Origin of the sequence: Microbacterium sp. NPDC056569, assembly GCF_042793475.1 — a bacterium.
In the GTDB taxonomy this organism is placed as follows: domain Bacteria; phylum Actinomycetota; class Actinomycetes; order Actinomycetales; family Microbacteriaceae; genus Microbacterium.
In genome coordinates this window covers 14228-40126 of sequence record NZ_JBHTUV010000025.1, presented here as the reverse complement: position 1 = coordinate 40126, position 25899 = coordinate 14228, and the positions used below count along the sequence as shown (strand labels likewise).

The window sequence follows — 25899 nt, the reverse complement described above, 5'->3', positions numbered from 1 at the left end:
CCGCTGCGGCGGAGGCGCAGCCGGCCATCATCGCGGCCACGAGTCCCAGGGTTGTGAGTGCTGTCGCAGTGCGGATCTTGTTCACGGTGTCGCCTTCGTTCGGCAGTGCTGTGGGTGGGGGGGCATCATGCGAGCGCGATCGATCCCGCACGATTCGGGCGGCGGGACTCGCCGTCCGAGCGGACCCTATGGGGTCCCACCGGCGACAGTAGAAGCGTCCACGCAGCCGCCCTAGTCGCTCGTCAAGACCGGAAACCGACAGTCACCGAGGGTTATCCAAGTTGCATTCGGGATTGCTGGACGATGCGACAAATGGCGACTCGAGCGGTATGACGCGCCGGCGGGGAATGTGACGGCGCGCGTCTGTGCATGACGGCGGGCGACGGCGACGCTTCTCGGCAGCGGAGGAGGCCCTTCAAGCTGACGACGCGCTCCCGCGCATCATCCCTCTGCGCTTCCACAGTCCTCACGAACGGCATCTCTCATGACACGAAATCCACACAGGCCCTTGCGCGCTTTCGCCATCGCCGCGCTCTCCGCCGCACTGGTCCTCAGCGGCTGTGCCACGACCAGCGGCGCACCTTCGAACGGAACGGCTTCCTCCGAACCGGTCTCCGGGGGCGAGGTGGTGCACGCCGTTGCCGCGATCGCCGAAGGGTGGCAGCAGCAGCGAGCAACATCGACGCGCTGTACGCGCATAAGCCCGCGGTGATCACGTGGGACGGACGACTCGAGCACTATTACACGGCTGTCTCGGTTCTCGATTCCCCGGTACGGGTGGGCGATTACGTGCAGCACGAGCTGCGGGGCATCGCCCGCGCCACCGACCGCGCCTGAGGCTGAGGTAGTCCGGAAACAGCACTCACGATCGCGGCAAATCGCCGAAACTTCTCCATCGGCGGCAGCTTGGAGTCTCCATTCGAAACGAATACAGCTAGTGAGTGAACGGCCGGGTCAGGCGACGTCCAGGGCCGTGGGACGCAAAGGGGTGTGCCCGCCCTCTACGACCGGCCGATGGGTGACCCATAGTGCACCGGATGGCGCGCGAGTTTCGGCGCAGACCCTCAGCGATGCGGCGCTGCAGAAGGACACGCCTCCGATCACTCGGATCCCTATTCGCGCAGTGTGCGAAAGCGGACCCATTCCGCGCCGCAATCGCTACGCTCGGGAGTCGCTTCGTTCGCGCCGCGCAATGACACCCCATTGCACGAGGGGCTGCATCGCCGCCATGAGTGTCGATCCCTTCGACGACAGCGTGTAGAGCGAGTGTGCGGGACGCGTCGGAACGATGGTCCGGATGACGAGCCCCTCGGCTTCCAGCTCCTTCAACCTCTGGGAGAGGAGCCGGTCGGAGAGCCCGTCCACGAAGTGGAGGATCTCGCCGAACCTTTCCGCTCCACGCGAGATGGAGAGCATGATCGCTCCGCTCCAGCGCCGACCCACCAGCTCGATCGCGTGCTGAAATCCGCGACATGCCTCCTCATCGAGAATCGTAGGTTCCGCCATACTTACCAATAGTAAGTTCCTAATGGCTCGATTGCAACCCGGCACCTTCGCGGCGATGATCTTGGGATGGACTATGGACACACCCTCCGGTTCGGCGTGAGCATCGATCCAGGTGCCGCCGACCTCGACGGCACTCTGCGACTCGCGCAGACAGCCGACCGGGCGGGGCTCGACTACCTCGCCGTTCAGGATCACCCCTATCAACCCACCCACCTCGACCTGTGGGCGCTGCTGACGTGGCTCACAGCGAACACGACACAGATCGGCGTGACACCCGACGTCGCCGATCTTCAGCTGAGACCGCCCACGATGCTAGCGAAGGCGGCTGCGTCGCTCGCGACCCTTGCGCCCGGGCGCGTGACGCTCGGCGTGGGCGGCGGCGCCACCGCGCACGGCGTCGCCGCGATGGGTGGTGAGCCGCACTCCGGCGCCGAGATGGTGCGCTACACCGAGCAGAGCCTCGCGGTTCTGCACAGCGCCCTGCGTGGTGACGGCGTGCGCCTCGTGACCCCGCAACACCGCATCGAGGGATACCAGTCGGGTCCTGTGCCTCCGCAGCCCGTCGAGGTGTGGCTCGGGAGCCAGAAGCCGCGCATGCTCGCCGTCACCGGTCGGGCCGCCGACGGATGGATCTGCCCGTTGAACATCTACGTCGCCCCCGACGAGGTGCCCGAGCGCCAAGCCGCGATCGACACGGCGGCGCGTGAGGCCGGCCGCGACCCCCGCGACGTGCGGCGCATCTACAACGTCATCGGTGCGATCGGGCCCTTCAGCGGGCGAGGCGGCTTGCTCGGCTCGGTCGACCTGTGGATCGAGACGCTCTCGCGATGGGCGGTAGAGCTCGGTTTCGACACGTTCATCTTCTGGCCGGCGACGGATCCCGTCGCGCAGCTGGAGGTTTTTGCCCGCGAGGTGGTCCGGGGCGTCCGCGAGCGCGTCGACCAGCTGCGACGGAGGGTGGCATGATGACGCTGCCGGTCCTGCCACCCGAGCTCGAGACGCGCGCTGTTCGCGCCGGGCATCCGGAGTATCCTGCGCTGCGGTCCACCTACACGACCACTCGTCGCCCGGAGCTCGTGCTGCGACCTCGAGACGAGCATGAAGTCGCAGCCGCTGTGCGATACGCCGCAGCGAGCGGACGCGTGCTGTCGGTTCGCAGCGGCGGTCATGGACTTGCGGGCACCGCATCGAACGACGGCGGAATCGTCATCGACGTCGGGGCGCTCCGCGAAGTGACCGTGATCCACACACCCCTCGTGCGCATCGGGGCCGGTGCACGATGGGGCGAAGTCGCGGCTCGCCTCGCGCCCCTCGGCCTGGCGATCAGCTCGGGTGACCACGGCAACGTCGGGGTAGGCGGCCTCGCCGTCGCCGGCGGCGTCGGCTGGCTCACGCGATCGTTCGGGCTCACGATCGACCGCGTCCGCGCTGCGGCCGTCGTGACGGCATCCGGAGAGATCATCCGCGTCGACCACACGCAGCCCGAACTGCTGTGGGCGTTGCGCGGCGCGGGCGACGCACTCGGGATCGTGACGTCGTTCGACATCGACGCAATGCCCCTGGGCGACATCGGAATCGCCCAGGTCGTGGTCGAAGCAGATGCCGGTGGTGACACGCTGCGCCGATGGTCGGAGCATCTCTCGCAGGCACCGCGCGAACTCACGACGAACGGGCTGCTCTTCTCGCAGGGCGCAAGCGGCTTCGTGCTGCAGCTGACGGCAGTGGTAGCGAGCGACGATCAGCACGAGATTCGTCGCCTCGTCCAACCGCTCGCGCAGCTAGGAGTCCGCACACTCGGACTGCAGGCGAGCGTTGCGCCGTACAGCGCGCTCATCAGCGCGGATCAACTGCATTCGAATGTCGGCCAGCAGCCGTCGAACACGACCAACGCGCTGTTCCCGACATTCGATGCCCCCACCGCGAAAGCGGTGATGGATCTCGCGGCGCACCCGGCATCCCCCTTCGTGCAACTGCGATCGCTCGGCGGCGTCGTCAACGACGTACCCGCGGACGCGACTGCCTGGGCGCATCGGCACCAGCAAGTGCTGGTCGTCGCGAGCACCTTCCCGCCCGACGGCGGGCGCGGCCTCGACGCCGCGTTCGCGCCGCTGCAGGAGTATGCGGACGGGGCCTACCGCAACTTCGAGAGCCGCCCGCACCGGTCGTCGCTGGAACGTGCGTTTCCCGGCACGACGGGAGAGCGCGTCAGCGAAATCCGCGAACGACTCGATCCGGAGGGTGTGTTCTGGCGGGGCCGGCGAGAGTTCACCCGACCCGAGGACAGCGCGGCGGGTCTCGCGTCATGACCATGCGCGGCGCGAAGCTCGGATCATTCGGCAGATCTATGCGTCCTCGCGGTCGTCGTCGTCGGTCGATCCGGCGATCGCAACGACACGGTAGTTGAACTCGCGCGTGCCCAGCGCGTCACGGACGGCGTAGTACATCGCGATCATGCCTTCGGTGGCGCGCGCGGTGCGCAGCGGGCCAAGGTCGAGGAGCTGCTCTCGACCCCATCCCAGGTCGACCAGCAATCCGACCACCGTCTGCTTCGCGTCGGAGTCGTCACCGGAGAGGAAGACGCTCGTCGGCTCAGGCAGGCGCGCGGGATCCACCATGATGAGGCGGCTGAACGTGTTGAGCGCCTTGACCACGCGCGCGGCTGGAAGAGCTGCCTGCAGCTGCTCAGCGATGCTCTCGGGCTGTGAGCGCTCGACCTCGCCGTCGCCGTCGTCCGGGTTGCACACGTCGAGCAGCACCTTGTCGTCCAGCCACCCCTGGGGCTGCGCCGTGAGTGCGGCGACCGCGTGTATGCCCGGCACGGTGTTCACGACCAGGTCGGCCCGACTGGCGGCATCCGCGACTTTCGTGACGATGAAGTCATCTGACCGGAACGCCGCGGGATCACGCGACCCCAGAACGACCTCGTGGCCGTGCTGCGTCCACGCGGCGCCGAGCGTGCGCCCGAGCAGGCCGGTGCCGACGATCGCGATCCGCATCAGGCGCCCTCGAGCTGAGCGTGGGTCCAGTCCATGAGTGCGTCGGCGAGCCCCGCGTCCTGCGCCTCCACACTCGGCGACGCGGCCTTCGATTCGTCGAAATACTGGCCGCTGGCCGCCGGAGCATCCAGGGCGTGCAGGACGTTCGAGGCGCCGCGGTCCACCCCGGTTCCGATGGATCCGAACATCGCGCGCAGGAGATCCGTCTCGATGACGCCGGGGTGCAGACTGACCGCGGTGGCTTCGGTCGGGCGATGCCGCGACCACCAGCGTGTGTAGAGAATGAGCGCGAGCTTCGTTCGGGCGTAGGCCCGGACTTCGGAGTAGCCCCGTTCGAGCTCGATATCGTCGAGGTCGAGCGGGGCCATCTCATGCGTGGCCGAGGCCACGTTGACGATGCGCCCCGTCGGGGCGATCGTGTCGCGCAGCGTCTCGGTGAGCAGCACCGGTCCGAGGAAGTTGATCTGCAGCGCGCGCTCGTGACCGTCACCCGTGACGGCACGGCGCGCCGGACCCGGAATCGCCGCATCGTTGATGAGCCCGGCGAGGGGGCCACCCGCGGCTTGACGGATGCGCCGGGCGGCCTCTCGCACGGCGCTCAGATCGGCGAAGTCGCTTTGTATGTACACGACGGGGTCGTCGCGACCCTCGTTCAGCTGGCTGAGCAGGCCCGCGACGGACTCCATCGACTCGGGGCCCTGAACGATGAGACGGTTCGATCGTCGTGCGAGCTTGCGGGCGCTCGCCTCGCCAATGCCGCTGGTGGCGCCGGTGAGGACGAGGGCAGGTTCGGGTCGGGCCGCGCCTGTCATGCGCGCATCATACGACCCGGGCATCGAGCCCGGCTATCCCCATCCTTGTTTCGTCGACACCGCGACGATGTCGTGCACGACGACACCGTCGGGTCGGTGCAGGACGTAGTCAAGGATCGCGGCGACGTCGTCGATCGTGATGAGGTCGGGGCCGAGTCGCTGGTAGTCCTCCGACGTGAGCGTCAGGGCTTCCGCCCAGGGCGATCGCACGTATCCCGGCGCCACGTTTGCGACGCGGATGCCGAGTTCTCGCAGTTCCTGACGCAGGTGGCGCGACAGCATCCGCAACGCCGCCGAGGTCACCCCGTACACCGTCGATCCGGGATAGAAATTCTCATCGACGACTGACCCGATTGTGATGACATCGGCAGATCCGGATGCCGCCGCCTCGCGCGCCAGTGCTGGCACAAGAGCCTGAATCAGTGCGACAGCCGCCGTGATGTTGGTGTCGATGACATCGCGCCACTGCGCGACGGGAGTCGACGCGAAGTGATCCGAGAGTCCGAGACCTGCCGACGCCACGACGGAGCGCACTGATGGATCCTCGCCCAGGGTGTGGCCGAGCGCGACGGGCAGCCCCTCCAAGTCGTGCAGATCGTGTCGCACGTAGGCGACGCGGCCGGCCAGGTCCGGAGGCTCCGGCGCGCGATCGATCACCATCACGTGCTCGCCCCGTGCCAGCAGCAGCTCGACGGTGGCGCGCCCGAGGCCTGATGCTCCGCCGCTGACGACGTGTGGCGCGTCGCTCATCGCAGCCGCTCCTCCGCCTGCGCGGGAGCCCCCGCGGGGCGGGTCGCGATGAGGTCGGCGATGATCGCGTCAGGGGCGATCTCACCGCCGTAGATGACGCCGTTGACGAAGAGGATCGGCGGGTTGCCCAGGCCCATCGCTTCGCCGTCCGTGAAGTCTTCTTGCACACGCGCGCGACGCGTGCTGCGTCGCAGATCGCTCTCCACGCGGGACAGGTTCGCGCCGACGTTGACGGCCGCGCGCAGAAGCTCCCGCGCGTCGAGCGCACGGTGCTCGCTGATCTGATTGAGCTCGTGCCGCATGGGCCAGAACAGCCTCCGATCTTGCGCCGCTACCGACTCGAGCACTTCGGCGGTCTGTTCCGGCGCGCCCTCGGCGCTCGGCGGTGCGTGCCGGAACACGTGGCAGAGATCGCCTTCGAAGTAGTCCACGACCTGATTCAGCACCTCCTCGGTGCTGAGGTCGTCCACTCCCCCGAACGACCCGTACTGGACGAGGGTGTGGCCCGCGTCGAGCGGACCCCGGATGTGATCGCGTTCCGGCTCGATGGGGTGGGCGAGGGTCATGCGGGCAGGGGCATGGGCCGCGTCATATCGCGCGGCGAGCCACAGCGCCGCGACGGCGAGGGCGGCGGCAAGCAGGGAGGCTGTGAGGATTCCGATCCGCGCGTCGGACTGCGCGATCGGGTCCTCGATGGCGAGGTCGACGATGAAGAGCGAGATCGTGAACCCGATGCCGGTGAGCAGCGATCCCGACGCGATGTGACGGAAGTGAAGCGCCTCCGAGAGCTCGCCGACCTTGAGACGCTTGCCGATCAGGACCGACGCCGTCACACCGACGAATTTGCCGACTACGAGGCCCACGATCACGCCCCACGTCAGAGGCGAGGTGAAGGCGTGCTCGAGTGACTCCGGGGTGATCCGGACTCCCGCGTTGGCGAGGGCGAAGACCGGCACGATGACGAGGGCGACGATGCGGTGCAGCGACAGCTGGAAGCGATCGTTGATCGACAGTGCACTCAGGATGCCGTCGGCGGCAGCCACTCCCCGCTCCGCGTTCGGCGTGCGGCGAAAACCCTGCGTCAAGGTCTCCGCGCGATCGATCGTCTCTCGTCTAGGTGGGTACACAGGCAGGAGCAGCGCCAGCACGACCCCCGCGATCGTCGCATGCACGCCCGATTCCAGGATCGTGAACCACAGCACAACGCCGAGGGTGATGTACATGCTCGCCCGCCAGACTCGGGCGCGCTGCACGAGCCAGATCAGCGCCGACACCACGGCGGCGGCGAGCAGCCACCACGGCTGAAGCCCATCCGTGTAGAAGATGGCGATGACCGCCAGCGCGCCGACGTCGTCGACGACGGCGAGGGTGAGCAGGAACACGCGCAGCTGAACGGGCACGCGGTTGCCGAACGCCGCGAGGATACCGACGACGAACGCCGTGTCGGTCGAGATGACAACGCCCCAGGCATCCGTGTTCGCGGTTCCCGCCGTGACCGCGACGAACAGCACTGCGGGAACCGCGAGCCCGCAGACAGCCGCGATCACGGGGAGGCTCGCACGCCGCCACTCCCGGAGCTCGCCGAGCACGATGTCCTTCTTCACCTCGAGTGTCACGAGAAAGAAGAAGAGCACCATGGCTGCGTCGTTGACCCAGTGCTGCAACGACATCGACAGGGCGCCGTCGCCGACTATCAACGCGATGTCGGTGTGCCAGAACTCGTCGTAGCTCGACGCGAACGCATTCGCCCATCCGAGCGCCACAGCCGTGGCCACCACGAGGGCGACCGCCCCCGCGCTCTCGGAGCGGACGAACTCACTCATTCGGGACGAGATCGCGGGCGCCATGTCAGCTCTTCAAAGGACGGATCGTGGCCTCGGCGAAGTTCGCGCGGGCAGGGAGCGACACCATGAACGAGGCGAGGTCTGCGACCGACTCCGGTGCGATGGACTCGTACTCGACGAACTGGGACTGCACTTCGCGAAACCACTCGGCATCCGACATGTCTGCGCCCAGCTGAGAAGTGACGTAGTAGGGGGCAATATGGTGCACCCTCACGCCGCGGGCGCCGAACTCGTCGCGCAGGTGCTTGGCGAGCTGCTCGACGGCCGCGGAGATCGCCGAGTACACCGCGAACGCGGTCGTGCGCTTCTCGGCGATCGCCGATCCGATGAGCACGATGTCGGCCGCGCGCCCTTCTTCGGCGGCGGCGTGTACGCCCTCGGAGAAGGTCTGCACGGTGTGCAGGACGCCCTGGATGTTGGTGCCGATCATGGCGTCCCACTCCGACGGCACGGCCGCCTCGAACGAGGATGCCCGGAAGGTTCCTGCGCTGACGACGACCAGGTCGGGGTCAGCGCCGAAGCGATCGCGGACCGCGTCGCGCGCCTCGACGAGGTCGAAGGCCTGCGTCACGTCGCCGCGACTTCGAAGCACCCGTTCCGGAGCACCGATGGCCTGCTCGAGACGTTCGAGCCTCCGGTCGTTGCGAGCGAAGAGCGCGACCCTCGCGCCGTCCGCCACGAGTCGCCGCGAGATCGCACTGCCGATCGCGCCGGTGGCACCGGTGACGATCGCGAGTCGGTCGCGACGAGGGGTCGGGTCGTTCACTGGCGCTCCTCTTGCGCGTGCGGGCGTGTCGCTGCCTTGACGCTAGCGGAGTACCGCCACCGCGACGAGGTCGGATTCTCCTGGGAATGCTCAGGGCGCTTCGTCAAGCCGCTGCTGGTACTGCGGCGCATACGGGTCGCCGCTGGCAACCCCGATCGGGAACATTCGGCTGAGCCGATGGGTAACCGCGATGTCCTGCTGACTCACGGCCGCCTCGATGTTCTCGTCGAAATGCGCGATGCTTCGCGTGCCCGGTATCGGAACCATGTGCGCGGCCATCACCCAGCCCAGCGCGAGTTCGGCGGGCGTCGCGTCGAGAGCCTCCGCGAGTTTGAACAACCGCGACGCGGCGCGCAGGTTGCGGGCGAGGTCGCGCCCCGCGAAACGCGGATACGCCGCTCGACGCGGATCGTCCGACGGCAGGTCGCCGGGACGACGGATGCGCCCGGTCAGCAACCCCCGCCCGAGCGGGCTGTACGCGACGAGCGTGATCCCGAGCTCACGCACCGTCGGCAGAAGCTCGGCTTCGATGTCGCGAGCCAGCAGCGAGTACTCCTGCTGCACGGCCGCGATCGGGTACGTCGCGTGAGCGCGGCGCAGGGTGTTCGGAGTGATCTCCGACAGTCCTACCGCGGTGATCTTTCCTTCTGCCGCCAAGGATCCCAGTTCGCCCACCGTGTCTTCGATCGGCGTCTCGGGATCGATCTGGTGGAGGTAGAAGATGTCGATGTAGTCCGACTGGAGGAGCCGAAGGCTGTCGTGCAGAGCCTCTCGGACTTTCTCGGGCCTACCGAATCCCGGCCCGCGCATGCCGAATTTCGTGGCGAGCTGCACTTCGTCTCGACGGCCTCGGACGGTGCGCCCGATCAGCCGCTCGACGTCCCCATCCCCGTAGAAAGACGAGGTGTCGATCATGCTCACGCCGGAATCGAGCACATGTCGCACGAGGGCCATCGACTCAGCCTCGGACGCGGGGCCATACACCCCCCCGAGTGGCATCGAACCGTAGCCGAGGGGACTCACGAGCAGACCCGAGCCACCCAGCGGAACGCTGTCCATGCCGGCGAATCTCCGCGTCATCTCCCCCTCCGCACTGCGAACCAGGAACGTCTCGTCGATGTGTGCGCAAGTGTTGTAGATGGGGAGGCGCGTGGTCAAGGGCGACTATCACAACCCGCCGCGGCGACTCAAGCCGCGACGAGGGCGAGCACTCCCGTGGCGATGACGGTCACGAGGCCGTCCAAATGCCGATCGCGACCGCCGCATCAGCGCACTCAGTTCTTCCTGACGTCCCTTCGACTCCGGCTCCGCGCAGGCGCGACTGACGGGCGAAGGCGTCGAATCCGCTTCCTGCGTCGACCAGAATTGAACCGCTCGACTCGACGGCAGCCTCCGCACCTGCACGCGAGCGACTATCCGGGCACTGACCGGTTGAGGGACGTGTTCGCGCGCAAACGGGTGCATTGTGCACGAGCCTTGTAGCGATACCCGACATTCAAGATCAGGTGCTTCTGAGCGGCCCGCTTGATGGGGGCCCATACCGCAGCCGCGCCCTCATGAGCTCGTCATGACTGGCTGTCGCTGGAGTTGAACCGTGGCCGCGAGATGTGGACCGGCGACCAACCCTCGTGCGGAGTTGTCCACAAGGCGCGGCCGTTGTGCGTCGCCTGGTTGTCCGGAATGCGAGGATGTCTCGGGCTGAGTGGGAAGGCAGGCGGCGATGGCAGCATCCTCGGGAGTGTTTCGCCCTGAGCGTGGCATCACCGCGATGAATTTCTCGGCGTGCGTGATCGGCGTCGGCCTCGGGCTCGTCTTGATCTACGCGGCGTGGGATCTTCGAAGTGTGTGGCTCGCGCTCCTCGCGATGGGGGCAGTCGCCGTCAGTGCATGGGGGGCTGCACGCTGCGTGATCGCGCGTGTCAGCTTTGATTCGGAGATGCTGCACATCGTCGGCTTCCTCCGCACTCGACGGATCCCGCGTGCCGCGATTCTGTCCGTCGATCGGGCCGATCTCGAGTGGCCGATGGTTCGGTGGTCGCTGCCAGGGGCGCCCGATCGATGGAGCACGCTGACTCCGATCATGCTGAAGTCAAGCTCGTTCTTGCCGGCGTCCATGTACCGTCGCCGGCACCGATTCCTCGCGCAGTTGCACGGCTGGGCACCCGGCGTGAGCGCGGCCACCGTTCGACCCGGGTTGTGGTCGCGGGTCATGGACGGGCTCATGCGGATGACCGTCGCGATCAGCCGCTCACCACTTCTGCGGATCATAATGGCGCTGGCGCTGCTCGCGATCGCTGCAGGGGCGTATTGGCTCGGCACCTCAACGGCGCTGGCCGTGATCGAGAACGGAACGATGCTTCCGCGCGGCGCGATCGCCACCGCCTTCTGGGTCGTCGGCGCCGCAGAAGCTGCCTATTGGCTGACACCCCTGCGGCGCCGCAACCCGCGCGCTTGGCCCATCACGCTAGGGATCCTCACAGCGCCGCTAGCCGCAGTTCTCATCGGCGCGATGGCCTCCAGCTTCAGTTGATCAGCACTGCGCCGGATCCCCGTCAGGGCATCGAACGATGAGGGGACCGTTACGCGCGGCTGACCCTGGAGTTCAGGCCGCCGCTGATCCGTCGGAGGCGCCCCCAGTGCTTCTACGACGGACGACTACACCCGAGGCGCAGGGTCGTCGTGGCAGCATCGACGATTGCATCGATGGACATCGACGCATCGATCTGGATGCCGACCTCATCGAGGCCGAGCGATTCGAGGGTTGAGCGCTGCGAGTCCAGCAGTGTTGCGGGCATGAAGTGCTCGCGAGCGGTCATACGGGCGTGGAGCGACTCGCGGTCGAGGTCGAGGTGGACGGTGACGACCGGGCCTTCGCTCGCGCCCCGGATGGCATCCCTATAGGTCTTCCGCAATGCCGAGCAAGCCACCACGACCGCGGGGGACGCCACCGCGGCGGCGTTCATCGCGACGGCGACGCGAGCGAGCCACGGCCATCGGTCCTCATCGGTGAGTGGTGTGCCACCAGCCATCTTGGCTCGGGCTGCCGGATCATGCAGGTCGTCGGCATCGATGAACACACCGCCGAGTCGTTCGGCGAGCGCACGGCCGACCGTGGACTTACCCGATCCCGAGACCCCCATCACGAGGACGCGCACGGGAGCGACGACGGCCGCGCCGTCGCTCCCGGCGCGGGTGGTCACGCCGAGATCACCGTCGTGCCGGCGACGCCGTCGACCGATGCCGCGGCATCCTGACCGGCGATCTGCACGCTCCAGTCTCCGGGAGCGCCCGACACCACGATCTGGTCGCCGTCGCGGGTCACGGTGAACTCGCCATCGATCGAGCGCACCACTCGCGAGCCTTCGAAGTCGGGGTGGACGAGGATGGCGGTCGTGGTGGCGTCTTCGGGGCGGGCGGACTGGCTGCCGAGCGGGATCGCCGCACCCGGCCGCAGGAACAGCGGGACCGAGGTGTACTCGTGGACTTCGCGCAGCCAGCGTCCGCCCGAGACGCGCTCGCCCGTGAGGACCCGGATCCAGTCCCCGTCGGGGAGGTAGAACGACACGTCGCCGCCCTCGGAGAAGACCGGGGCCACGAGCAGGTCTGCACCGAGCATGTACTGGCGCTCGAGGTGCTCGACCGCGGGATCCTCGGGGAATTCGAGAAGCATCGGGCGCATGGTCGGGATGCCCCGCTCATGCGTCTCGATGCCCGCGGCGAGCAGGTAGGGCATGAGCTCGGCCTTCAGGCCGGTGAAGCGGCGCAGCACGTTGACCGCGCTCTGCGGGTCGGACTCGTCGGTGTCGAACACCCAGGGCACCCGATACGACTCGCTCGCGTGCAGGCGGCTGTGACTCGAGAGTAGGCCGAACGCGATCCACCGCTTGAAGACCGCAGGGTCGGGGGTGCCTTCGAAACCGCCGATGTCGTGGCTCCAGTAGCCGAAGCCGCTGAACGCCAGCGACAGGCCACCGCGAAGCGTCTCGGCCATCGACGGGAAGGACGACGTCGAGTCGCCGCCCCAGTGCACGGGATACTGCTGGCCGCCGGCGGTGGCGGAACGGGCGAACAGGGTGGCCTGTCCCTCGCCGAGCTCCTCGACGAGCACCTCGTGCACGGCCTTGTTGTACAGGTGCGTGTACATGTTGTGCATGCGCTCGCCGTCCGAGCCGTCGGCATAGGCCACATCGACGGGGATGCGCTCGCCGAAGTCGGTCTTGAATGCGTCGACACCCTGACGGACGACACGGCGCAGGTGGTTCTTGAACCACTCCGCCGCGGCGGGGTTGGTGAAGTCGACCAGACCCATGCCCGCCTGCCAGCGGTCCCACTGCCACACCGATCCGTCCCGGCGCTTGACCAGATAGCCGGCCGCCATGCCCTCGGCGAAGAGCGGGGACTCCTGTGCGATGTACGGGTTGATCCACACGCACACCTTGAGACCCTTGTCGTGCAGCCGCTGGAGCATCCCTTCCGGGTCTGGAAAGACCTGCGGGTCCCACTCGAAGTCGCACCAATTGAAGCCGCGCATCCAGAAGCAGTCGAAGTGGAACACCGACAGCGGGAGATCCCGGTCGATCATTCCGTCGACGAACCGGTTGACGGTCTCTTCGTCATAGTCGGTGGTGAACGACGTCGACAGCCACAGCCCGTAGGTCCACGCCGGCACCGCTGCCGGCCGACCGGTGAGGGCCGTGTACTTCTCGAGGATCTCCTTGGGCGTGGGGCCGTAGATGAGGAAATACTCGAGCGATTCACCCTTGACCGAGAACTGCACGCGCTCGACGGCCTCGCTGCCCACCTCGAACGAGACGTGGCCGGGGTCGTTCACGAAGACGCCGTAGCCGCGGTTGGTCAGGTAGAACGGGACGTTCTTATAGGCCTGCTCGCTGGAGGTCCCGCCGTCGTAGTTCCAGATGTCGATGGTCTGGCCGTTCTTGACGACCGGACCGAAGCGCTCACCCAGCCCGTACACGGTCTCGCCGACGCCGAGGTCGAGCTGCGAGAACATGTAGCTCGTGCGCTCGGGGCGCTGGAGCTCGATCGGTCCGGTGTCCACGCTCGCGCCCGGCGCGACGTCGGCCCACGCGAGAGATTTCGACCCGTTGCGGGTGAGCACGCGGTCGTCGGCGGTGAAGGTGAGGTCCCACGCGGGGCCGGTGCTCAGCGTCGCTCGCAGGCGGCCGCTGACGATCTCGGCCGCGTCGCCCTCGACCGTGACGGCTGCCGCGTCTGCGGCGTCGGTGACGTCGAAACGCAGCGGAGTCGCGCGTCCGGCGTGATGCAGCACAGTGACTCGGAGCACGTCCTCCATCGGCGCCGACACGCTCACCGTGAGCAACGGCTGATTGAGCACGTCGCCACGCTTCGTCACAGGCTTGGTCGGCGCGACGGCGACCAAGTTCGCGCCCCGCTGCTGCACGCGGTCGATCTCACGCGCGTAGTGGAGGAGCGCACCCGGACGCGGGTGCCAGAAGCCGTCGGTGAACTTCATCGAATGGAGCCTTTCATCGGGAAGGGGTCAGAGCGGACGCGACGACGGCGGCGCAGTCGTCGATCCGGCAGGTTGGAGGATGCATCGCACGAGAGCGCGCGTCGGTTCGGTCGAGGTTCCTTCGAGGACGTCGATCATGCCGTTGACGGCAGTGACTCCGACCTCCGATCCCGGAGCGACGATCGTCGACAGCACAGGGTCCGCGATGGCGACGTTGTCGGCGGAGGTGGCCAGTCCGACGATCGAGAGATCTTCGGGGACCCGGTAGCCGGTGCGGGTCACTCCGCTGAGGAAGCCGAACAGGGCCGCCTCGTTGAGCACGAGGGTGCCGGTGACCTCGGGGTGCTCGTTCACCAGCGATTCAGCCGCCATGACACCGCCGAGCGGTGTGTGAGGCGACTCGACGATCACCGCGGGGAGGCCGAGTTCGGTCATGCGATTCCGGAACGCCTCCGTGGTGCGCATGACAGGCCCGTACCCGCCGTAGTCGGGGCCGGCGATCTCGCCGACGACGAGGGCGATCTCGCGATGCCCAAGGCTTCGCAGGTGCTCGACTCCGTCTCGGACGGCCATCTCGAAGTCGAGGTCGACGAACGAGAGCTCCTCGTCGGTTCGGGTGCGCCCGATGAGCCCGAAGGGGATGCCGAGCCGCTCGAGGACGGCGATCCGCGGGTCGTCGGCGCGCACTTCCATGAGGAGGACACCGTCGACGAGCCCGCTGCGGGCGTATTCGTCCAGGCGGCCGTCCTCGTAGCCGACTGGCCACAGCACGACGCTGTGACCGCGGTCGGCTGCGGTCGCGGCCGCGGCTGTGATGATGCTGAGTGCAGTCGGACCCAAGCGGTGCTGTTCACTGGGGAAGGCGATCGCGATGATCCGGGTGCGCTGGGTGGCGAGAGCGCGGGCGAGGACGTTGCGGCGGAACCCCAGTTCGTCCATGGCCGATTCGACGCGGGCGCGGGTCTCCTCGCTGACCGGCTTCGTGTTGTTCACGATGAACGAGACGGTCGAGATCGAGACCCCGGCGCGTTCCGCCACCTGCCGCATCGTCGCCATCGTCACCCCCTTGAGAACGGATGGTCCGGGCCGGCACCGTGCCGGACCGCGACCCAGTGTATGCAGATCAGCCGGTTCCAGTAAAGCGCTTGACCAATTGGCGGTCAAGCGCTTTACTGTACGAGCAGCTTTCCCCGCACCCCACGTTCAGTGTCGATAGCGGCGGTGAGCGGAACCCTCTCCACCAAGCAAAGGAGCACCCGGTGAACGCGACAGCACTGAAGCGAAAGCACCTGATCCTCGTCGGCGCAGCGGCGTCGGCATCCGCCCTCGTCCTCACCGGCTGCAGTGCCGGAAGCGGCGGCGGTTCGGCTGACGGCGACATCACCCTGACGATCACCGACACGCTCAGCGAGACGAGCGCGCCTATCTACCAGGAGGTCTACGACGCCTGTGCGGCTGAGGTCGGGGTTGAGGTCGAAGCAACGCACGTCGCCGGCTCCGGGCTCATTGCGACCGTCCTTCAGCAGGCGTCGTCGCGCACGCTCCCGGACGTCCTGATGCTCGACAACCCCGACGTGCAGCAGATCGCAGCCTCGGGCGCCCTCAGCGCTCTGAGTGACTACGGCATCGACGGCGAGGGCTTCCCCCAGGGCATCATCGATGCCGGATCCTACGAGGGCGACCTCTACGGCATCGCGCCGATCGTCAACTCGATCGGCCTCTTCTACAACGTCGACACCCTCGCCGAGGCGGGCGTCGAGCCCCCGACCACGTGGGCCGAGCTGCAGGATGCTGCGGCAGCACTCACCTCAGGCGAGAGCTACGGCCTCGCATTCAGTGCGGCGAACAGCTTCGAGGGCACCTGGCAGTTCCTGCCGTTCCTGTGGAGCAATGGCGCCACCGAGGACGACCTGAACTCGGTCGAGGCTGCCGAATCGCTTCAGTTCGTGACCGATCTGGTGCAGGACGGGTCAGCCTCGTCGAGTGTCGTCGGCTGGAGCCAGAACGACGTCAACGACCAGTTCATCGCGGGGAACGCCGCCATGATGATCAACGGGCCGTGGAACATGCCGAAGCTGAACGCGACCGAGGGCCTGAACTACGACGTCGTGCAGATTCCCGTCCCCGAGTCGGGCGACACCTCCATCGCACCGCTCGGAGGCGAGACGTTCACCGTCCCTCAGACCGGCGACGACGCGAAGATGGCGAAGGCCGGCGAGTTCGTCGACTGCATCACTCAAGACGAGCACCAGCTCACCATGGCGACGGGCCGCGGTGCAGTCCCGTCCAGCACGACGGCGGCCGCGGAGGCTGCGACGGAGAACGAGCTGATCGCCGCGTTCGTCGACACCGTGGCGGACGCACGCGCGCGCACGGCGCTCCTCGGTGAGGAATGGCCCGAGGCCGCGACCACCATCTACACCGGTGTGCAGCTCGCGCTGACCGGTCGCGCTTCCGCTGACGAGGCCTTCGAGCAGGCCGCCGGCTGATCGCCCCACCCGTCGATGACGAGAGAGTTCTGACTATGACTGTGTTGGCGGAGGCGCGCGCGGCCGAGACCGTGCGCGCCCCGCGGACGCGGCCCTCGCGTGGGCGCGTCCGCGAGCTGGTGGTCCAGTGGCTGTTCCTGGCGCCCGCGATCATCTACGTGATCGCGTTCTTCGGGTACCCCGTCGTGAAGAACCTGGTGATGAGCTTCCAGGAGTACACGACGAAGACGTTCTTCACCGGCGAGGCCCCGTGGGTGGGATTCGCCAACTACGTCGAGGTCGTCACCAGCAACATCTTCCCGATCACCGTCGCGAACACGGCGCTGTTCACAATCGGCTCGATCATCGGGCAGTTCGTCATCGGCCTGCTGTTCGCCCTCTTCTTCAGCAGGAAGTTCCCGCTCAGCAACGTCCTTCGCTCGCTGCTGCTCCTGCCATGGCTCCTGCCCGTCATCGCCTCGACGTCGGTGTGGAAGTGGATCCTCGACCAGGACAGCGGCGTGCTCAACCAGTTCCTCGGCATCTTCGGCATCGCGCCCGTGCCGTGGCTCACCAGCCCCGACGTCGCTCTGCTCGCCGTCGTGATCGTCAACATCTGGCTCGGCATCCCGTTCAATGTGGCACTCCTGTACAGCGGTCTTCAGAACATCCCCGAGGAGCTGTACGAAGCCGCGGCGCTCGACGGCGCCACCGGGTGGAAGGCGTTCTGGCACATCACCTGGCCGAGCCTGCGCCCGGTCGTCACGGTCGTGCTCGTCCTCGGCGTGATCTACACCCTCAAGGTGCTCGACATCATCCTCGGTCTCACCGGCGGGGGGCCCGCCAACGCGACGCAGACCCTCGCAACCGACTCGTACTTCCGGTCGTTCCGCGAGTTCTCGTTCGGCACGGGAGCTGCCGTCAGCAACATCCTCATCCTGTTCTCGCTCGTGTTCGCCGCGATCTACCTGCGCGCGAACCGCAAGCAGGTCGACGAGTAGGACTCGACAATGAAGACGCAGACAACCCCTCGCGCCGTCGCGACGACAGCCGTCGGCATCCTGATCCTGGTGTTCATGCTGTTCCCGGTCTACTGGATGTTCAACGTGTCGCTCCAAGGCGGCGGTATGGCCGCGAGCAGCACGTTCTTCCCCATCAACCCGGACTTCTCGGGCTATCAGAAGGCCATCGAGCAGCAGACCGGAAACCTCGTCACGAGCATCATCGTTTCGCTGGGCACCGTCCTGCTGACCCTGATCATCTCGACGCCGGCCGCTTATGCGATGGCGCAGTTCCGGCTCAAGGGATCGACCACGTTCCAGTTCGGCCTGCTCATCGCGCAGATGATCCCCGGCATCGTGATCGCCAACTCGCTCTACACGGTGTTCAACGACCTCGGGCTGCTGAACTCCATCCCGGGCTTGATCCTCGCCGATGCCACGCACGCGGTGCCGTTCGCGATCCTGATCATGACCGCCTTCATGCGCTCGATCCCGCCCTCGCTCGTCGAGGCTGCGCGCGTCGACGGCGCCGGACACTTCCGCGCGTTCTGGTCGATCGTGGTGCCCGTCAGCCGCAACTCGATCATCACGGCGGCACTGTTCAGCTTCCTATTCGCGTGGAGCGACTTCATCTTCGCCCTCACCCTCACCGCCTCGAACGACGTCAAGCCCATCACCCTCGGCATCTACGACTACCTCGAAGGCAACGTGCAGAGTTGGGGACCGGTGCTCGCGACCGCCGTCATCTCGTCACTCCCCGCGATCCTGCTGCTCATCCTCGCCCAGCGCTACATCGCCGCCGGCGCGCTCGGCGGAGCCGTCAAGTCGTGACCTCGGACTCGGCCGCCGATCCTCGCGTGGTGTGGGTGATCGGCGGCGGATCCGGCGTCGGCCTGGCCACCGCGATCGCGGCATCCGAATCGGGGTGGCGGGTAGTGGTGTCCGGGCGGCGTGAGGAGACACTCGCCGAGACCGTTCGGCAACTGAGCGGCGAGGCCGCGATAGTTCCGTTCGACATCGCAGCGGGGAGCTCCTCGGAAAACGTCGACCGTGCAGCCTCGGTGTTCGGCCGACTCGACGCCGTCGTCGTGTCGTCGGGCATGAATGCCGCGCGACGCACCTGGCTCGACCTCGACATCGACGAAACCGAGCAGATCATTCAGACGAATCTCATCGGACCGACCCGTATCCTCCATGCCGCAGTCCCGCATCTCGTGAAAACGCAAGGCTCGGCGGTCATCGTGTCATCGAGGGCAGCTTGGCGATTCGCCGAAGCTGCCGGAGTTGGCTACGGCGCCAGCAAGACGGCGCTGTCCAACCTCGTCCAGACATTCAACGCGCACACGAGCGGCCTCGGAATCCGCGCGACGCATCTATGCCCCGGCGACATCGACACCGCGTTCCTCCAACAGCGCGCCCATGTCCCCAGTCACGAGCAGCGCGCTCAGATGCTTGCACCCGAAGACGTCGCGGCCTCGACCATGCACGTGCTCGAGACCCCGAAACGCGTGCGCATCGACGAACTGGTCATCAACCCCAGATCCCAGCCCTGAGGATCCCCATGCGGGCGGTAACGTAAGCGGGGCCGCCGGCGGGCATGAGGGAGGATCTCGGTCTCGCCCTCCTGTGACATCTCGGCGCGAGAGCCGATAGCTCTGCCCGGACCCCCTGACCATGCGGCACGCTCAGGAGGCAAAGCGCGCGACACACCTGCGTGGTCTGAGTGCGAGGGCGGCCCGATGCGCGGCATGCGAAATGAAACTGACCCGCTCTTGGGGAAAGACCTCTGCGGGGCGGGTGCCGGTCCCACGAATCGGCGCCGTCACGAGCGCCGGGACGCGGGTGTGACATTTACCCGAAGGGTCCGCCGCCCGGCGGTAGGTTTCTTGGCATGCCGGAAACCCTGATCGCGGTAGCAGGATCACTAATCGGTGTGGTCATCGGGAGCATGTTCACCTACACGTTCACCAAGCACGCGCAGGTGTCGAAATCGCTGCACGACGCGCGCATCGCGGCATACGCGGAGTTCGCGGCGGCAGTCATGGACTATCGGCGCGCACTGATGGAGCGATGGTTCGTCCGCGACGGCGCCGCGGCGACCGCGGGTGACGAACCGGACGTGTACGCCGCCCGATCCCACGCCTGGGGAACCTACTTCAAGGTCCAACTGCTGGCTGGCGACGACACGGTGCGGACCGCGGCCCGGACCGCCCTGGACCGCACCGGCGCCATCAAGGACGCCCCCAACAGAGCCGGGCTCGTGACGCTCAGCGACCAGTCCCGCGGCGACGTGGAAGCATTCGTGTCCACCTCACGTGACGACGTCGCCGCGCATGCCAGGGTGTTGTGAGCACGATGCTCGACATCGCCCTCGAACGATCCGCTGCGCAGCTGAGGGCGCACGGGGTCATCCCGCCCGCCGGCTGGCGGGCCATACTCGAACGCACCCTCCGTCGACCGCTCACCGAGCTGAGCGTGGCCGAACCAGACGACCTTATTCAGGCGTACTTCCTGTCCATGGACGGGAAATGGGACGACGTCACCACCCTGGTGTTCCTCGAGGCTGTGTCCGAACTGTTCACCCAGCACGCCGCGGCCCTGAAACCCTCGTTCGTCCGGCTGCGAAAGAACCAGTTCATGACCAGGATCGTGCTCGGACGCCGGCTCGCCTCCCGGTACTTCCATGAGGGACGCCGCCGAGTCGACCGGCCAGACACCCGGGACAGCGGCGCATGGCTGCTTCGCCGCAGCTTCGACGTGACCGCCAGCATCATCGACCGGGACGAGCGTGCGCAACCGCCCACGCTGCGGACCATGACCTCCCAGATGGCTACCTCCGCCGCACATGTTGCCCGGACGATGCCACGCGACGATCCCGCACGAATCGACCTGCTCCGGGCAGGCCTCACCCGGTCCGCGCAGGCAGAAGAGTACGGGGATGTGACCGCGGACCATGACGGCTACGCGCTCGAACTCGCACTGCGCCTGCATGAGGTGACCGGCGAACCGTTGCGGCCGGGCACACGTGCAGCCGCCGTCCGATTGTCGGACCAGCACAACTCGTCCGCGCAGACGCTCCTCGGTGATGTGGCGCACGCGGACGCCGTCGTCGCGATGGGCTCCGGCGACCCCGTCGGCATGGTCACCCAGCTGCGGGAGGCGATCTCCCGCTACGACAACGCGATCGCGCTGCCGCACCACGAGCGCAGTGCCGACATCGGATACCAGCTCAGCAAACGCGGTCGCTCTCACGCGCTGCTGTACGAGCGCGCCACGGACGCGGACGGCGGTCGGGACACGTTCCACCTCGACCGGGCGCTGGCGGACTGGGGCGACCCCCGCACCATCCCCCATCGCACCTCCGCAGAGCTCGCCCGGTTGCTGCTCGCGCGGGCCCGCCTGGCAACCGCCCGCGCCGACACCACGGCCGCACGCCAGGACGTGGAAGCCGCGGCGCAGCTACTCGTCGGCGGAGACACCGACGACCAAACCCGTGAACGGCTGAGTGCGCAGGAACTGGCCGACACTTTGGAATCGGCCCTGGACGACCGCGACCTGGACGCGGTGCTGGCCGGCATTGCCAAGGCACGTGCATTGCCCGTCGCCGCCGCTGTCCCTGCAGGATCGCTCGTCAAGGCGGTCGTGTGGTCCCGGAACGACCTGGCAGCAGAGTCGTGGAGGGAGCTTGCGGAAGCGGTGTTGGATCGCATCGAAGTGGACATCGCCCACCCGTCGCTGACACTGACCGCGCGTGGTCACGTGCGAGGGCACGCCGCCACTCTCGCGCGCGCCATCCACCTTCCCGCGTCGTCACCGGCCGGGATGGAGCGCGCGCTCCACCTCTCCCGAGAACACCTCGTCGCCGGTGTGACCGTCTCCGCCGCCGCATACGACGGAGCCTCCAAGGCGGCGGCCGCCGTCGCGGCACTGCGTTCCCCCACCACCGAAGCTGCTGACGAGGACCAGCTCGGGCTCTGGCACGACACGCTGCTCTGGGGTGTCTCAGCGCTCACCGCACAGTCCCGAACCCGCACCACGGTTCGCGAACGCTTCGACATCCCCGCCTGCGCAGCCCGCGTCGTCGACGCCGCCGACCACCTCCTCGACCTCACCGGCGACACGACCTACTTCGACAGCGCGGCGGACGCAGTCGCCCTCGCCGAGACGCTCACATCAGTCGACGCGATCGCGCCCACCCGGAACCGCCTAAGCAGGCAACCCGCACCTCCCGCCCCATCGCCCACTCGGGACCGAAGCCGGCGTGCGTCGCTTCCGGCCGGGCCCGCGCAGCAGTTCCGGCATGCCCCGGCCTCCCCGGTCTACGACGCGTGGCGGGCGCTGAGTGACGCTGACGCCGCGACCGGGCCAGCTGCCGCGCAGCGTCGACGCCAAGCGGCAGAACTGTTCGCTAGCCTCGCTGACTCCACAGACCGCACCCTCGGCGGCAAAGCACGCGGCGGCGATCGCGGTGTGGCCACCGCCAGCGACCCCTACGGGCTGACCCGTCAAATCGTGGTCCTTAAGCGTGTCGACCACGCGACCGCGCGCCGTGAGCACGGCGCACTGACCAGCTTGTCCGACTGGCTATCCGCTGCCGAGCCGCCGGCCACCTGGACGGCGCCAGACCCACTCGGTGTCGTCCAGGTCAGCCCATCAGACTCGGTGCTCGTAATGCGACGACTGCCCGGGCACACCCTGGCGCATCACCTGTTCGAGCACCTCGACGACCGGACACCCGACCCACAAAGATACTTCGCCGCCGCCGTCGAGGCCCTCGCCGACTTCCACACCGCCCTCCCCGCCGCACAACGACCCGCCGAGGACGTCGCCGGCACCTTCGCCCGGGCAGCGGCGCAGCTCACCCAGAATCGAGAAGCCGCCGAGCCGAACGGCAGGTTCACGAAGTTGCTCACCGACGCGCCCGCCGTCACCAAGAAGGACGCCCACGCCGGCAACTGGCTGTGGTCCGCCGCGGCCGGCGGTTTGATCCTCCTCGACGTGGAAGGCTCCACCACACGGCCCGCGCTGCTCGAACTCGCGACCCTGACCGACGACCTCCCGTTGCTGGGCCTCGACCCAGCCGGGTGGAGCACCCGGATGGCGTGGGCGGAAGCCTACCTACACCGGCTTCCGGAAGACAGCCGCGTGGACCCGTCCGAAGTGCGCAGCCGCCTTGAAGCCGCCCTGTTGCACGTCGCGGTGATCGGCTCCGCACGGACACGACGCGGCGGTCCGGGCACCTCCTCACGCGGTCTCCGCTTCCGCAGCTACCAGTCGGCACACTACGGCCACGTCATCGCCCACCTTGCGGCGGACGCGACCGATCCGAGCGTTCGCAACACCGCCGCCGATCTCCTCCACTAACCCCGCTGCCGCTCCGGTCAAGCTCTCGTACGAGGTTGTTGCCATTCATCGAAGCCCCAGGCGGTTGGCTCGGGCAATGCGCCCGCCACTCGCGCCGAGACCGAGTTCGGACACCCAGCCGAAACGGCCGCCGCACCTACTCCTCTGCACGCTGTGGCAACAACGACGCCGCTACCGCTCGCAGACAGCTCCCCGCGATCCTCTTGCGGGCGCGGCCCGCTTGAGGTGCGTGCCGGGCTAAGTCACACGAGGGAACCCGGGTTACGCGGGCCCGGTCGTGCGGATGAGACCGCAGTTCACGCAGGACCAGTCGACAAGGAACTTCTCCTTGTCGAGGATCTCGAACGACAAGCGGTCGCCGCACGTCGGGCAGGCCATGGGGTCTGCGGGACGCTCACTCATGCGCCCACCCTAGGGGACCCTCGCCGCCACCGGATCCTCTTCCGGGCGACGCTCGAAACAGCAGCCAATGCCACGGCGCCGTGGCGGTGAGCCGTATCTCGACAGCCTCTTGGTGTCTCTTGCATATAGCCGAGCACAGATGAAAACCTCGCGCGACGTTCCGCGAGATAAGGCAGGTGTCGGGGATGAGCATGGGCGAAATCACGGTGCAAAGGAGGCGACTCGCATGAGCGGCGAGGCAATATGGGGCTATGTGCTATCAGCGGTCATCTCGGCCGTTGTTGCCATCCTGTTGACGGGAAAGATCAGCGCCGGCCTAGCCGATCGAGCAGAGGCAAAACGGCTGCGGGCAAGAGCCACTCGAGTACTGCTCGTCGGCCCGGGAAGGGAGCAAGAAGGTTGGTGGTACCTCTCGCCGGAACAGATTCAAGACATTGCAGGCCGACTCATATGTCTGAGCGAGGACGCCATCGCGATCGACGTGCGGGCTGCCCGAGCATATGGGCACGCCGCTCAGATGATGCCCGTGCTCTTGCGATCCATCGAGCAATGGCCAGATGCCTACAAATCGGCAACAAAGCGCATCGACGACGAAGCTACCGAAGCGCCGCGGGCGCTAAACATTGTGCCCGATCGCGTAGTGCAGGCGATTGAATCGCTGGTCGAGCGCCGAGACGACGCACTTGCGGCAATCGCTACCGTCTATGAGGAACTGCTGGATGCCGACGCATCGCTGGCCCGAGTAGGGCGTTGGCTCGCGATCCTGGACTGGTCCGCCCGTCCTGGCAGACCGAGGGCGCTGGAGGCTGCTCTTGATTACGCCCGACAGCACTTGGAAGGTGCAGAGACGTGGCGGGAGCCATCTGAACCTGGCCTCGAGGCTTACAGAGTCCAGACGATCGCACGCCAGGAGATCCCCGCGGGCAGGTTCGCGGATCTCGTCGCGGCGCGTACTCCCCGTCGAGACATCACGGGTGACGAACCCCTTGCGTTCGACGACGACCGCTACACCGGGTAGAGCGCCGACCCGTCTTCAGTCAACGCGTTCGCCGGGCTGTGTTGAGGTCGAGGTGTCGACCCGGGGCCACAACGAGGTTCCCGGGCGGCCGTACAGACGGATCCTTCAGCGTGCACTGTCCGGTAGGGGAGCGTCAGGGTGCGGCTTGAACACCAACATCCGCGTTAACTACGGCCTGACCGAGTAGGACTATCGCACGCCCTTGATCGGCAGCACCGACAGGGCGCCGAGCACGCCGAACACGATCGCCGCGATGAACAGCGCCGAGTAGTTCTCGCCGCTGCCTCCGATCGCGAGCAGGGGGATCGCGAGGATAGGGACGATCACCTGTGGCACTTGGTAGGACAGTGAGACGATTCCGAGGTCCTTGCCGGCTTCTTCGAAGTCGGGCAGGACTTCGGTCATCATCGCGATGTCGACCGAGATGAACGCGCCCTGGGCCGCGCCGACGAAGACCATTGCGATGAGGAAGACGGTGAGATCGGGAGCGACGGCGGCGACGATCAGTCCGGCCGCCGACAGCATCGCAGAGATCCATACGATCGCCTTGCGGCGACCGGTGCGGTCCGAGACCCAACCGAAGATCACCGTCGTGACGATGCTCGCGAGCGTGAAGGCGATCAGCACCGTCGCGAACACCCCCGACGCCTCTTCGAGAGGCACGTCGAGCCGATCGATGATGAAGAACAGCAAGTATGTCGAGACGGTGAAGATCGACATCGTCACGAACAGCCGGCACGCCCACGCCCAGAAGAAGTCGCGGTACTTCACTGGGTTGAGCCAGTACGTCGACAGAACGTCCGCCCAGCTCCACGGCTCGGGCTTCTGGGTGCGAACGATGTCGTGCAGCCGGAAGAACAGGATGACGCTGAACGCCGTTCCGATCATGCCTGGCACGATGAACCACGTCCACTGCATGTCGTTGGGCAGCGCAGCGATCATGACAGCGCCGAGGATCAATGCCAGCGCGTTCGCGACGCTCGCCGCTGCCGAGACGCGTGCGCGGATGCGCATGGGGATCTGGTCGGCCAGAAGCGCATGAACGGCGGAGTTCGTCGCGCCGTAGCCGGTCTGCACGATCGCCCAGCCGAGGACGACCTGCCACAGGTCGACCGAGAAGGCGAGCAGCACGACGCCTGCCATCCCGACGAGCGCGCCTCCCACGATCCACGGTCGGCGCTTGCCGAGTCGTGACATCGTCCGGTCGCTCAGGCGGCCGAACAGCGGGGTGATCACAATGACGACGATTCCGCCGACCGCCGCGACGATCGACAGGTTGACGCCCTTGGTCGCATCATCGAGGAACGCGAACACCTTGGGGATCGCCGCGCCGCCGAGCGTGCTCAGCACCAGGCTGATGCCGAACCAGGCGGCGACGAAGGCGAAGAGGAACCCCCGCGGCTGCTTCGAGCCGGGGATGGCATCGGGGCCGACGGCGCCGATCGGGTCGAGGGTGGTCTGGGACAACGTCGTCTCCT

Annotated in this window: 23 protein-coding genes; 11 read left to right on the top strand and 12 right to left on the bottom strand. The window is 67.3% G+C overall.

Annotation, left to right across the window (positions count from 1 at the left end):
* The first annotated feature begins 657 nt into the window (after positions 1–657).
* Positions 658–837: a hypothetical protein gene (locus tag ACFQ7C_RS19990; protein ID WP_378905611.1), complete on the top strand. Its 180-nt coding sequence runs from the start codon at positions 658–660 to the stop codon at positions 835–837.
* 321 nt (positions 838–1158) lie between these two features.
* Here ACFQ7C_RS19990 and ACFQ7C_RS19985 read toward each other — a convergent pair whose 3' ends face one another.
* Positions 1159–1506, bottom strand: coding sequence for a winged helix-turn-helix transcriptional regulator (locus ACFQ7C_RS19985; protein WP_378905617.1), 348 nt, complete (start codon positions 1504–1506; stop codon positions 1159–1161).
* A gap of 66 nt (positions 1507–1572) precedes the next feature.
* Here ACFQ7C_RS19985 and ACFQ7C_RS19980 point away from each other — a divergent pair, with 66 nt between their 5' ends.
* Both ACFQ7C_RS19980 and ACFQ7C_RS19975 read left to right on the top strand, forming a co-directional pair.
* Positions 1573–2472: an LLM class flavin-dependent oxidoreductase gene (locus ACFQ7C_RS19980; RefSeq protein WP_378905608.1), complete on the top strand. Its 900-nt coding sequence runs from the start codon at positions 1573–1575 to the stop codon at positions 2470–2472.
* Positions 2469–3812 (top strand): FAD-binding oxidoreductase, encoded by a 1344-nt coding sequence (locus ACFQ7C_RS19975; protein ID WP_378905605.1) that lies wholly within the window; start codon positions 2469–2471, stop codon positions 3810–3812. Before ACFQ7C_RS19980 ends, ACFQ7C_RS19975 begins: the two co-directional genes overlap by 4 nt.
* A 36-nt stretch (positions 3813–3848) precedes the next feature.
* Here the strand turns inward: ACFQ7C_RS19975 and ACFQ7C_RS19970 are convergent, their stop codons facing one another.
* The 6 genes from ACFQ7C_RS19970 to ACFQ7C_RS19945 form a co-directional block, all read right to left on the bottom strand.
* Complete coding sequence (locus tag ACFQ7C_RS19970; protein ID WP_378905602.1) at positions 3849–4502, bottom strand: NADPH-dependent F420 reductase; 654 nt, start codon at positions 4500–4502, stop codon at positions 3849–3851.
* The gene (locus tag ACFQ7C_RS19965; protein ID WP_378905599.1) at positions 4502–5314 is read right to left on the bottom strand and encodes an SDR family NAD(P)-dependent oxidoreductase; all 813 of its coding nucleotides are present in this window, start codon (positions 5312–5314) and stop codon (positions 4502–4504) included. The genes ACFQ7C_RS19970 and ACFQ7C_RS19965 overlap by 1 nt, the downstream gene beginning before the upstream one ends.
* 33 nt (positions 5315–5347) lie before the next feature.
* Positions 5348–6064, bottom strand: coding sequence for an SDR family oxidoreductase (locus ACFQ7C_RS19960; protein ID WP_378905596.1), 717 nt, complete (start codon positions 6062–6064; stop codon positions 5348–5350).
* Entirely contained in the window at positions 6061–7887 is a 1827-nt protein-coding gene (gene nhaA / locus ACFQ7C_RS19955) for a Na+/H+ antiporter NhaA (RefSeq protein ID WP_378905593.1), read from the bottom strand. The genes ACFQ7C_RS19960 and nhaA overlap by 4 nt, the downstream gene beginning before the upstream one ends.
* A gap of 25 nt (positions 7888–7912) precedes the next feature.
* Positions 7913–8674 (bottom strand): SDR family oxidoreductase, encoded by a 762-nt coding sequence (locus tag ACFQ7C_RS19950; protein WP_378905590.1) that lies wholly within the window; start codon positions 8672–8674, stop codon positions 7913–7915.
* A 90-nt stretch (positions 8675–8764) separates the two neighbouring features.
* Positions 8765–9733 (bottom strand): aldo/keto reductase, encoded by a 969-nt coding sequence (locus tag ACFQ7C_RS19945; RefSeq protein ID WP_378905614.1) that lies wholly within the window; start codon positions 9731–9733, stop codon positions 8765–8767.
* A 661-nt stretch (positions 9734–10394) separates the two neighbouring features.
* On the opposite strand from ACFQ7C_RS19945, the gene ACFQ7C_RS19940 reads away from it, so the two are divergent.
* Complete coding sequence (locus tag ACFQ7C_RS19940) at positions 10395–11204, top strand: hypothetical protein (protein ID WP_378905587.1); 810 nt, start codon at positions 10395–10397, stop codon at positions 11202–11204.
* 112 nt (positions 11205–11316) lie between these two features.
* Here the strand turns inward: ACFQ7C_RS19940 and ACFQ7C_RS19935 are convergent, their stop codons facing one another.
* The 3 genes from ACFQ7C_RS19935 to ACFQ7C_RS19925 are packed head-to-tail and all read right to left on the bottom strand — an operon-like array spanning position 11317 to position 15224.
* The gene (locus tag ACFQ7C_RS19935; RefSeq protein WP_378905584.1) at positions 11317–11874 is read right to left on the bottom strand and encodes a gluconokinase; all 558 of its coding nucleotides are present in this window, start codon (positions 11872–11874) and stop codon (positions 11317–11319) included.
* On the bottom strand, positions 11871–14168 hold the full coding sequence (gene yicI / locus ACFQ7C_RS19930) for an alpha-xylosidase (RefSeq protein WP_378905581.1): 2298 nt from the start codon (positions 14166–14168) through the stop codon (positions 11871–11873). Before yicI ends, ACFQ7C_RS19935 begins: the two co-directional genes overlap by 4 nt.
* Before the next feature lie 27 nt (positions 14169–14195).
* Positions 14196–15224: a LacI family DNA-binding transcriptional regulator gene (locus tag ACFQ7C_RS19925; RefSeq protein ID WP_378905578.1), complete on the bottom strand. Its 1029-nt coding sequence runs from the start codon at positions 15222–15224 to the stop codon at positions 14196–14198.
* A gap of 203 nt (positions 15225–15427) precedes the next feature.
* Between ACFQ7C_RS19925 and ACFQ7C_RS19920 the strand changes: the two genes are divergently transcribed.
* From ACFQ7C_RS19920 to ACFQ7C_RS19895, 6 genes are all read left to right on the top strand, one after another.
* On the top strand, positions 15428–16657 hold the full coding sequence (locus tag ACFQ7C_RS19920; RefSeq protein ID WP_378905575.1) for an extracellular solute-binding protein: 1230 nt from the start codon (positions 15428–15430) through the stop codon (positions 16655–16657).
* 35 nt (positions 16658–16692) lie between these two features.
* Positions 16693–17637, top strand: coding sequence for a carbohydrate ABC transporter permease (locus ACFQ7C_RS19915; RefSeq protein ID WP_378905572.1), 945 nt, complete (start codon positions 16693–16695; stop codon positions 17635–17637).
* Positions 17638–17646: 9 nt separating this feature from the next.
* Positions 17647–18468 (top strand): carbohydrate ABC transporter permease, encoded by an 822-nt coding sequence (locus ACFQ7C_RS19910; RefSeq protein ID WP_378905569.1) that lies wholly within the window; start codon positions 17647–17649, stop codon positions 18466–18468.
* Positions 18465–19190, top strand: coding sequence for an SDR family oxidoreductase (locus ACFQ7C_RS19905; RefSeq protein WP_378905566.1), 726 nt, complete (start codon positions 18465–18467; stop codon positions 19188–19190). Before ACFQ7C_RS19910 ends, ACFQ7C_RS19905 begins: the two co-directional genes overlap by 4 nt.
* A gap of 338 nt (positions 19191–19528) precedes the next feature.
* Positions 19529–19987, top strand: coding sequence for a hypothetical protein (locus ACFQ7C_RS19900; RefSeq protein ID WP_378905563.1), 459 nt, complete (start codon positions 19529–19531; stop codon positions 19985–19987).
* A gap of 5 nt (positions 19988–19992) precedes the next feature.
* Complete coding sequence (locus ACFQ7C_RS19895; RefSeq protein WP_378905560.1) at positions 19993–23001, top strand: hypothetical protein; 3009 nt, start codon at positions 19993–19995, stop codon at positions 22999–23001.
* Positions 23002–23262: 261 nt separating this feature from the next.
* Here the strand turns inward: ACFQ7C_RS19895 and ACFQ7C_RS19890 are convergent, their stop codons facing one another.
* Positions 23263–23403, bottom strand: coding sequence for a hypothetical protein (locus ACFQ7C_RS19890; RefSeq protein ID WP_378905557.1), 141 nt, complete (start codon positions 23401–23403; stop codon positions 23263–23265).
* A gap of 226 nt (positions 23404–23629) precedes the next feature.
* Between ACFQ7C_RS19890 and ACFQ7C_RS19885 the strand changes: the two genes are divergently transcribed.
* Complete coding sequence (locus ACFQ7C_RS19885) at positions 23630–24421, top strand: hypothetical protein (protein WP_378905554.1); 792 nt, start codon at positions 23630–23632, stop codon at positions 24419–24421.
* A 189-nt stretch (positions 24422–24610) separates the two neighbouring features.
* Here ACFQ7C_RS19885 and ACFQ7C_RS19880 read toward each other — a convergent pair whose 3' ends face one another.
* Complete coding sequence (locus ACFQ7C_RS19880; protein WP_378905551.1) at positions 24611–25888, bottom strand: MFS transporter; 1278 nt, start codon at positions 25886–25888, stop codon at positions 24611–24613.
* Positions 25889–25899 lie beyond the last annotated feature (11 nt).

Bases quoted from the DNA above. Each gene is read 5' to 3' on its own strand.
- ACFQ7C_RS19985 (WP_378905617.1), bottom strand. From the start codon at position 1,506: ATGGCGGAACCTACGATTCTCGATGAGGAGGCATGTCGCGGATTTCAG.
- ACFQ7C_RS19980 (WP_378905608.1), top strand. From the start codon at position 1,573: ATGGACTATGGACACACCCTCCGGTTCGGCGTGAGCATCGATCCAGGT.
- ACFQ7C_RS19975 (WP_378905605.1), top strand. From the start codon at position 2,469: ATGATGACGCTGCCGGTCCTGCCACCCGAGCTCGAGACGCGCGCTGTT.
- ACFQ7C_RS19970 (WP_378905602.1), bottom strand. From the start codon at position 4,502: ATGCGGATCGCGATCGTCGGCACCGGCCTGCTCGGGCGCACGCTCGGC.
- ACFQ7C_RS19965 (WP_378905599.1), bottom strand. From the start codon at position 5,314: ATGACAGGCGCGGCCCGACCCGAACCTGCCCTCGTCCTCACCGGCGCC.
- ACFQ7C_RS19960 (WP_378905596.1), bottom strand. From the start codon at position 6,064: ATGAGCGACGCGCCACACGTCGTCAGCGGCGGAGCATCAGGCCTCGGG.
- nhaA (WP_378905593.1), bottom strand. From the start codon at position 7,887: ATGAGTGAGTTCGTCCGCTCCGAGAGCGCGGGGGCGGTCGCCCTCGTG.
- ACFQ7C_RS19945 (WP_378905614.1), bottom strand. From the start codon at position 9,733: ATGGACAGCGTTCCGCTGGGTGGCTCGGGTCTGCTCGTGAGTCCCCTC.
- ACFQ7C_RS19940 (WP_378905587.1), top strand. From the start codon at position 10,395: ATGGCAGCATCCTCGGGAGTGTTTCGCCCTGAGCGTGGCATCACCGCG.
- yicI (WP_378905581.1), bottom strand. From the start codon at position 14,168: ATGAAGTTCACCGACGGCTTCTGGCACCCGCGTCCGGGTGCGCTCCTC.
- ACFQ7C_RS19925 (WP_378905578.1), bottom strand. From the start codon at position 15,224: ATGGCGACGATGCGGCAGGTGGCGGAACGCGCCGGGGTCTCGATCTCG.
- ACFQ7C_RS19915 (WP_378905572.1), top strand. From the start codon at position 16,693: ATGACTGTGTTGGCGGAGGCGCGCGCGGCCGAGACCGTGCGCGCCCCG.
- ACFQ7C_RS19910 (WP_378905569.1), top strand. From the start codon at position 17,647: ATGAAGACGCAGACAACCCCTCGCGCCGTCGCGACGACAGCCGTCGGC.
- ACFQ7C_RS19900 (WP_378905563.1), top strand. From the start codon at position 19,529: ATGCCGGAAACCCTGATCGCGGTAGCAGGATCACTAATCGGTGTGGTC.
- ACFQ7C_RS19895 (WP_378905560.1), top strand. From the start codon at position 19,993: ATGCTCGACATCGCCCTCGAACGATCCGCTGCGCAGCTGAGGGCGCAC.
- ACFQ7C_RS19890 (WP_378905557.1), bottom strand. From the start codon at position 23,403: ATGAGTGAGCGTCCCGCAGACCCCATGGCCTGCCCGACGTGCGGCGAC.
- ACFQ7C_RS19885 (WP_378905554.1), top strand. From the start codon at position 23,630: ATGAGCGGCGAGGCAATATGGGGCTATGTGCTATCAGCGGTCATCTCG.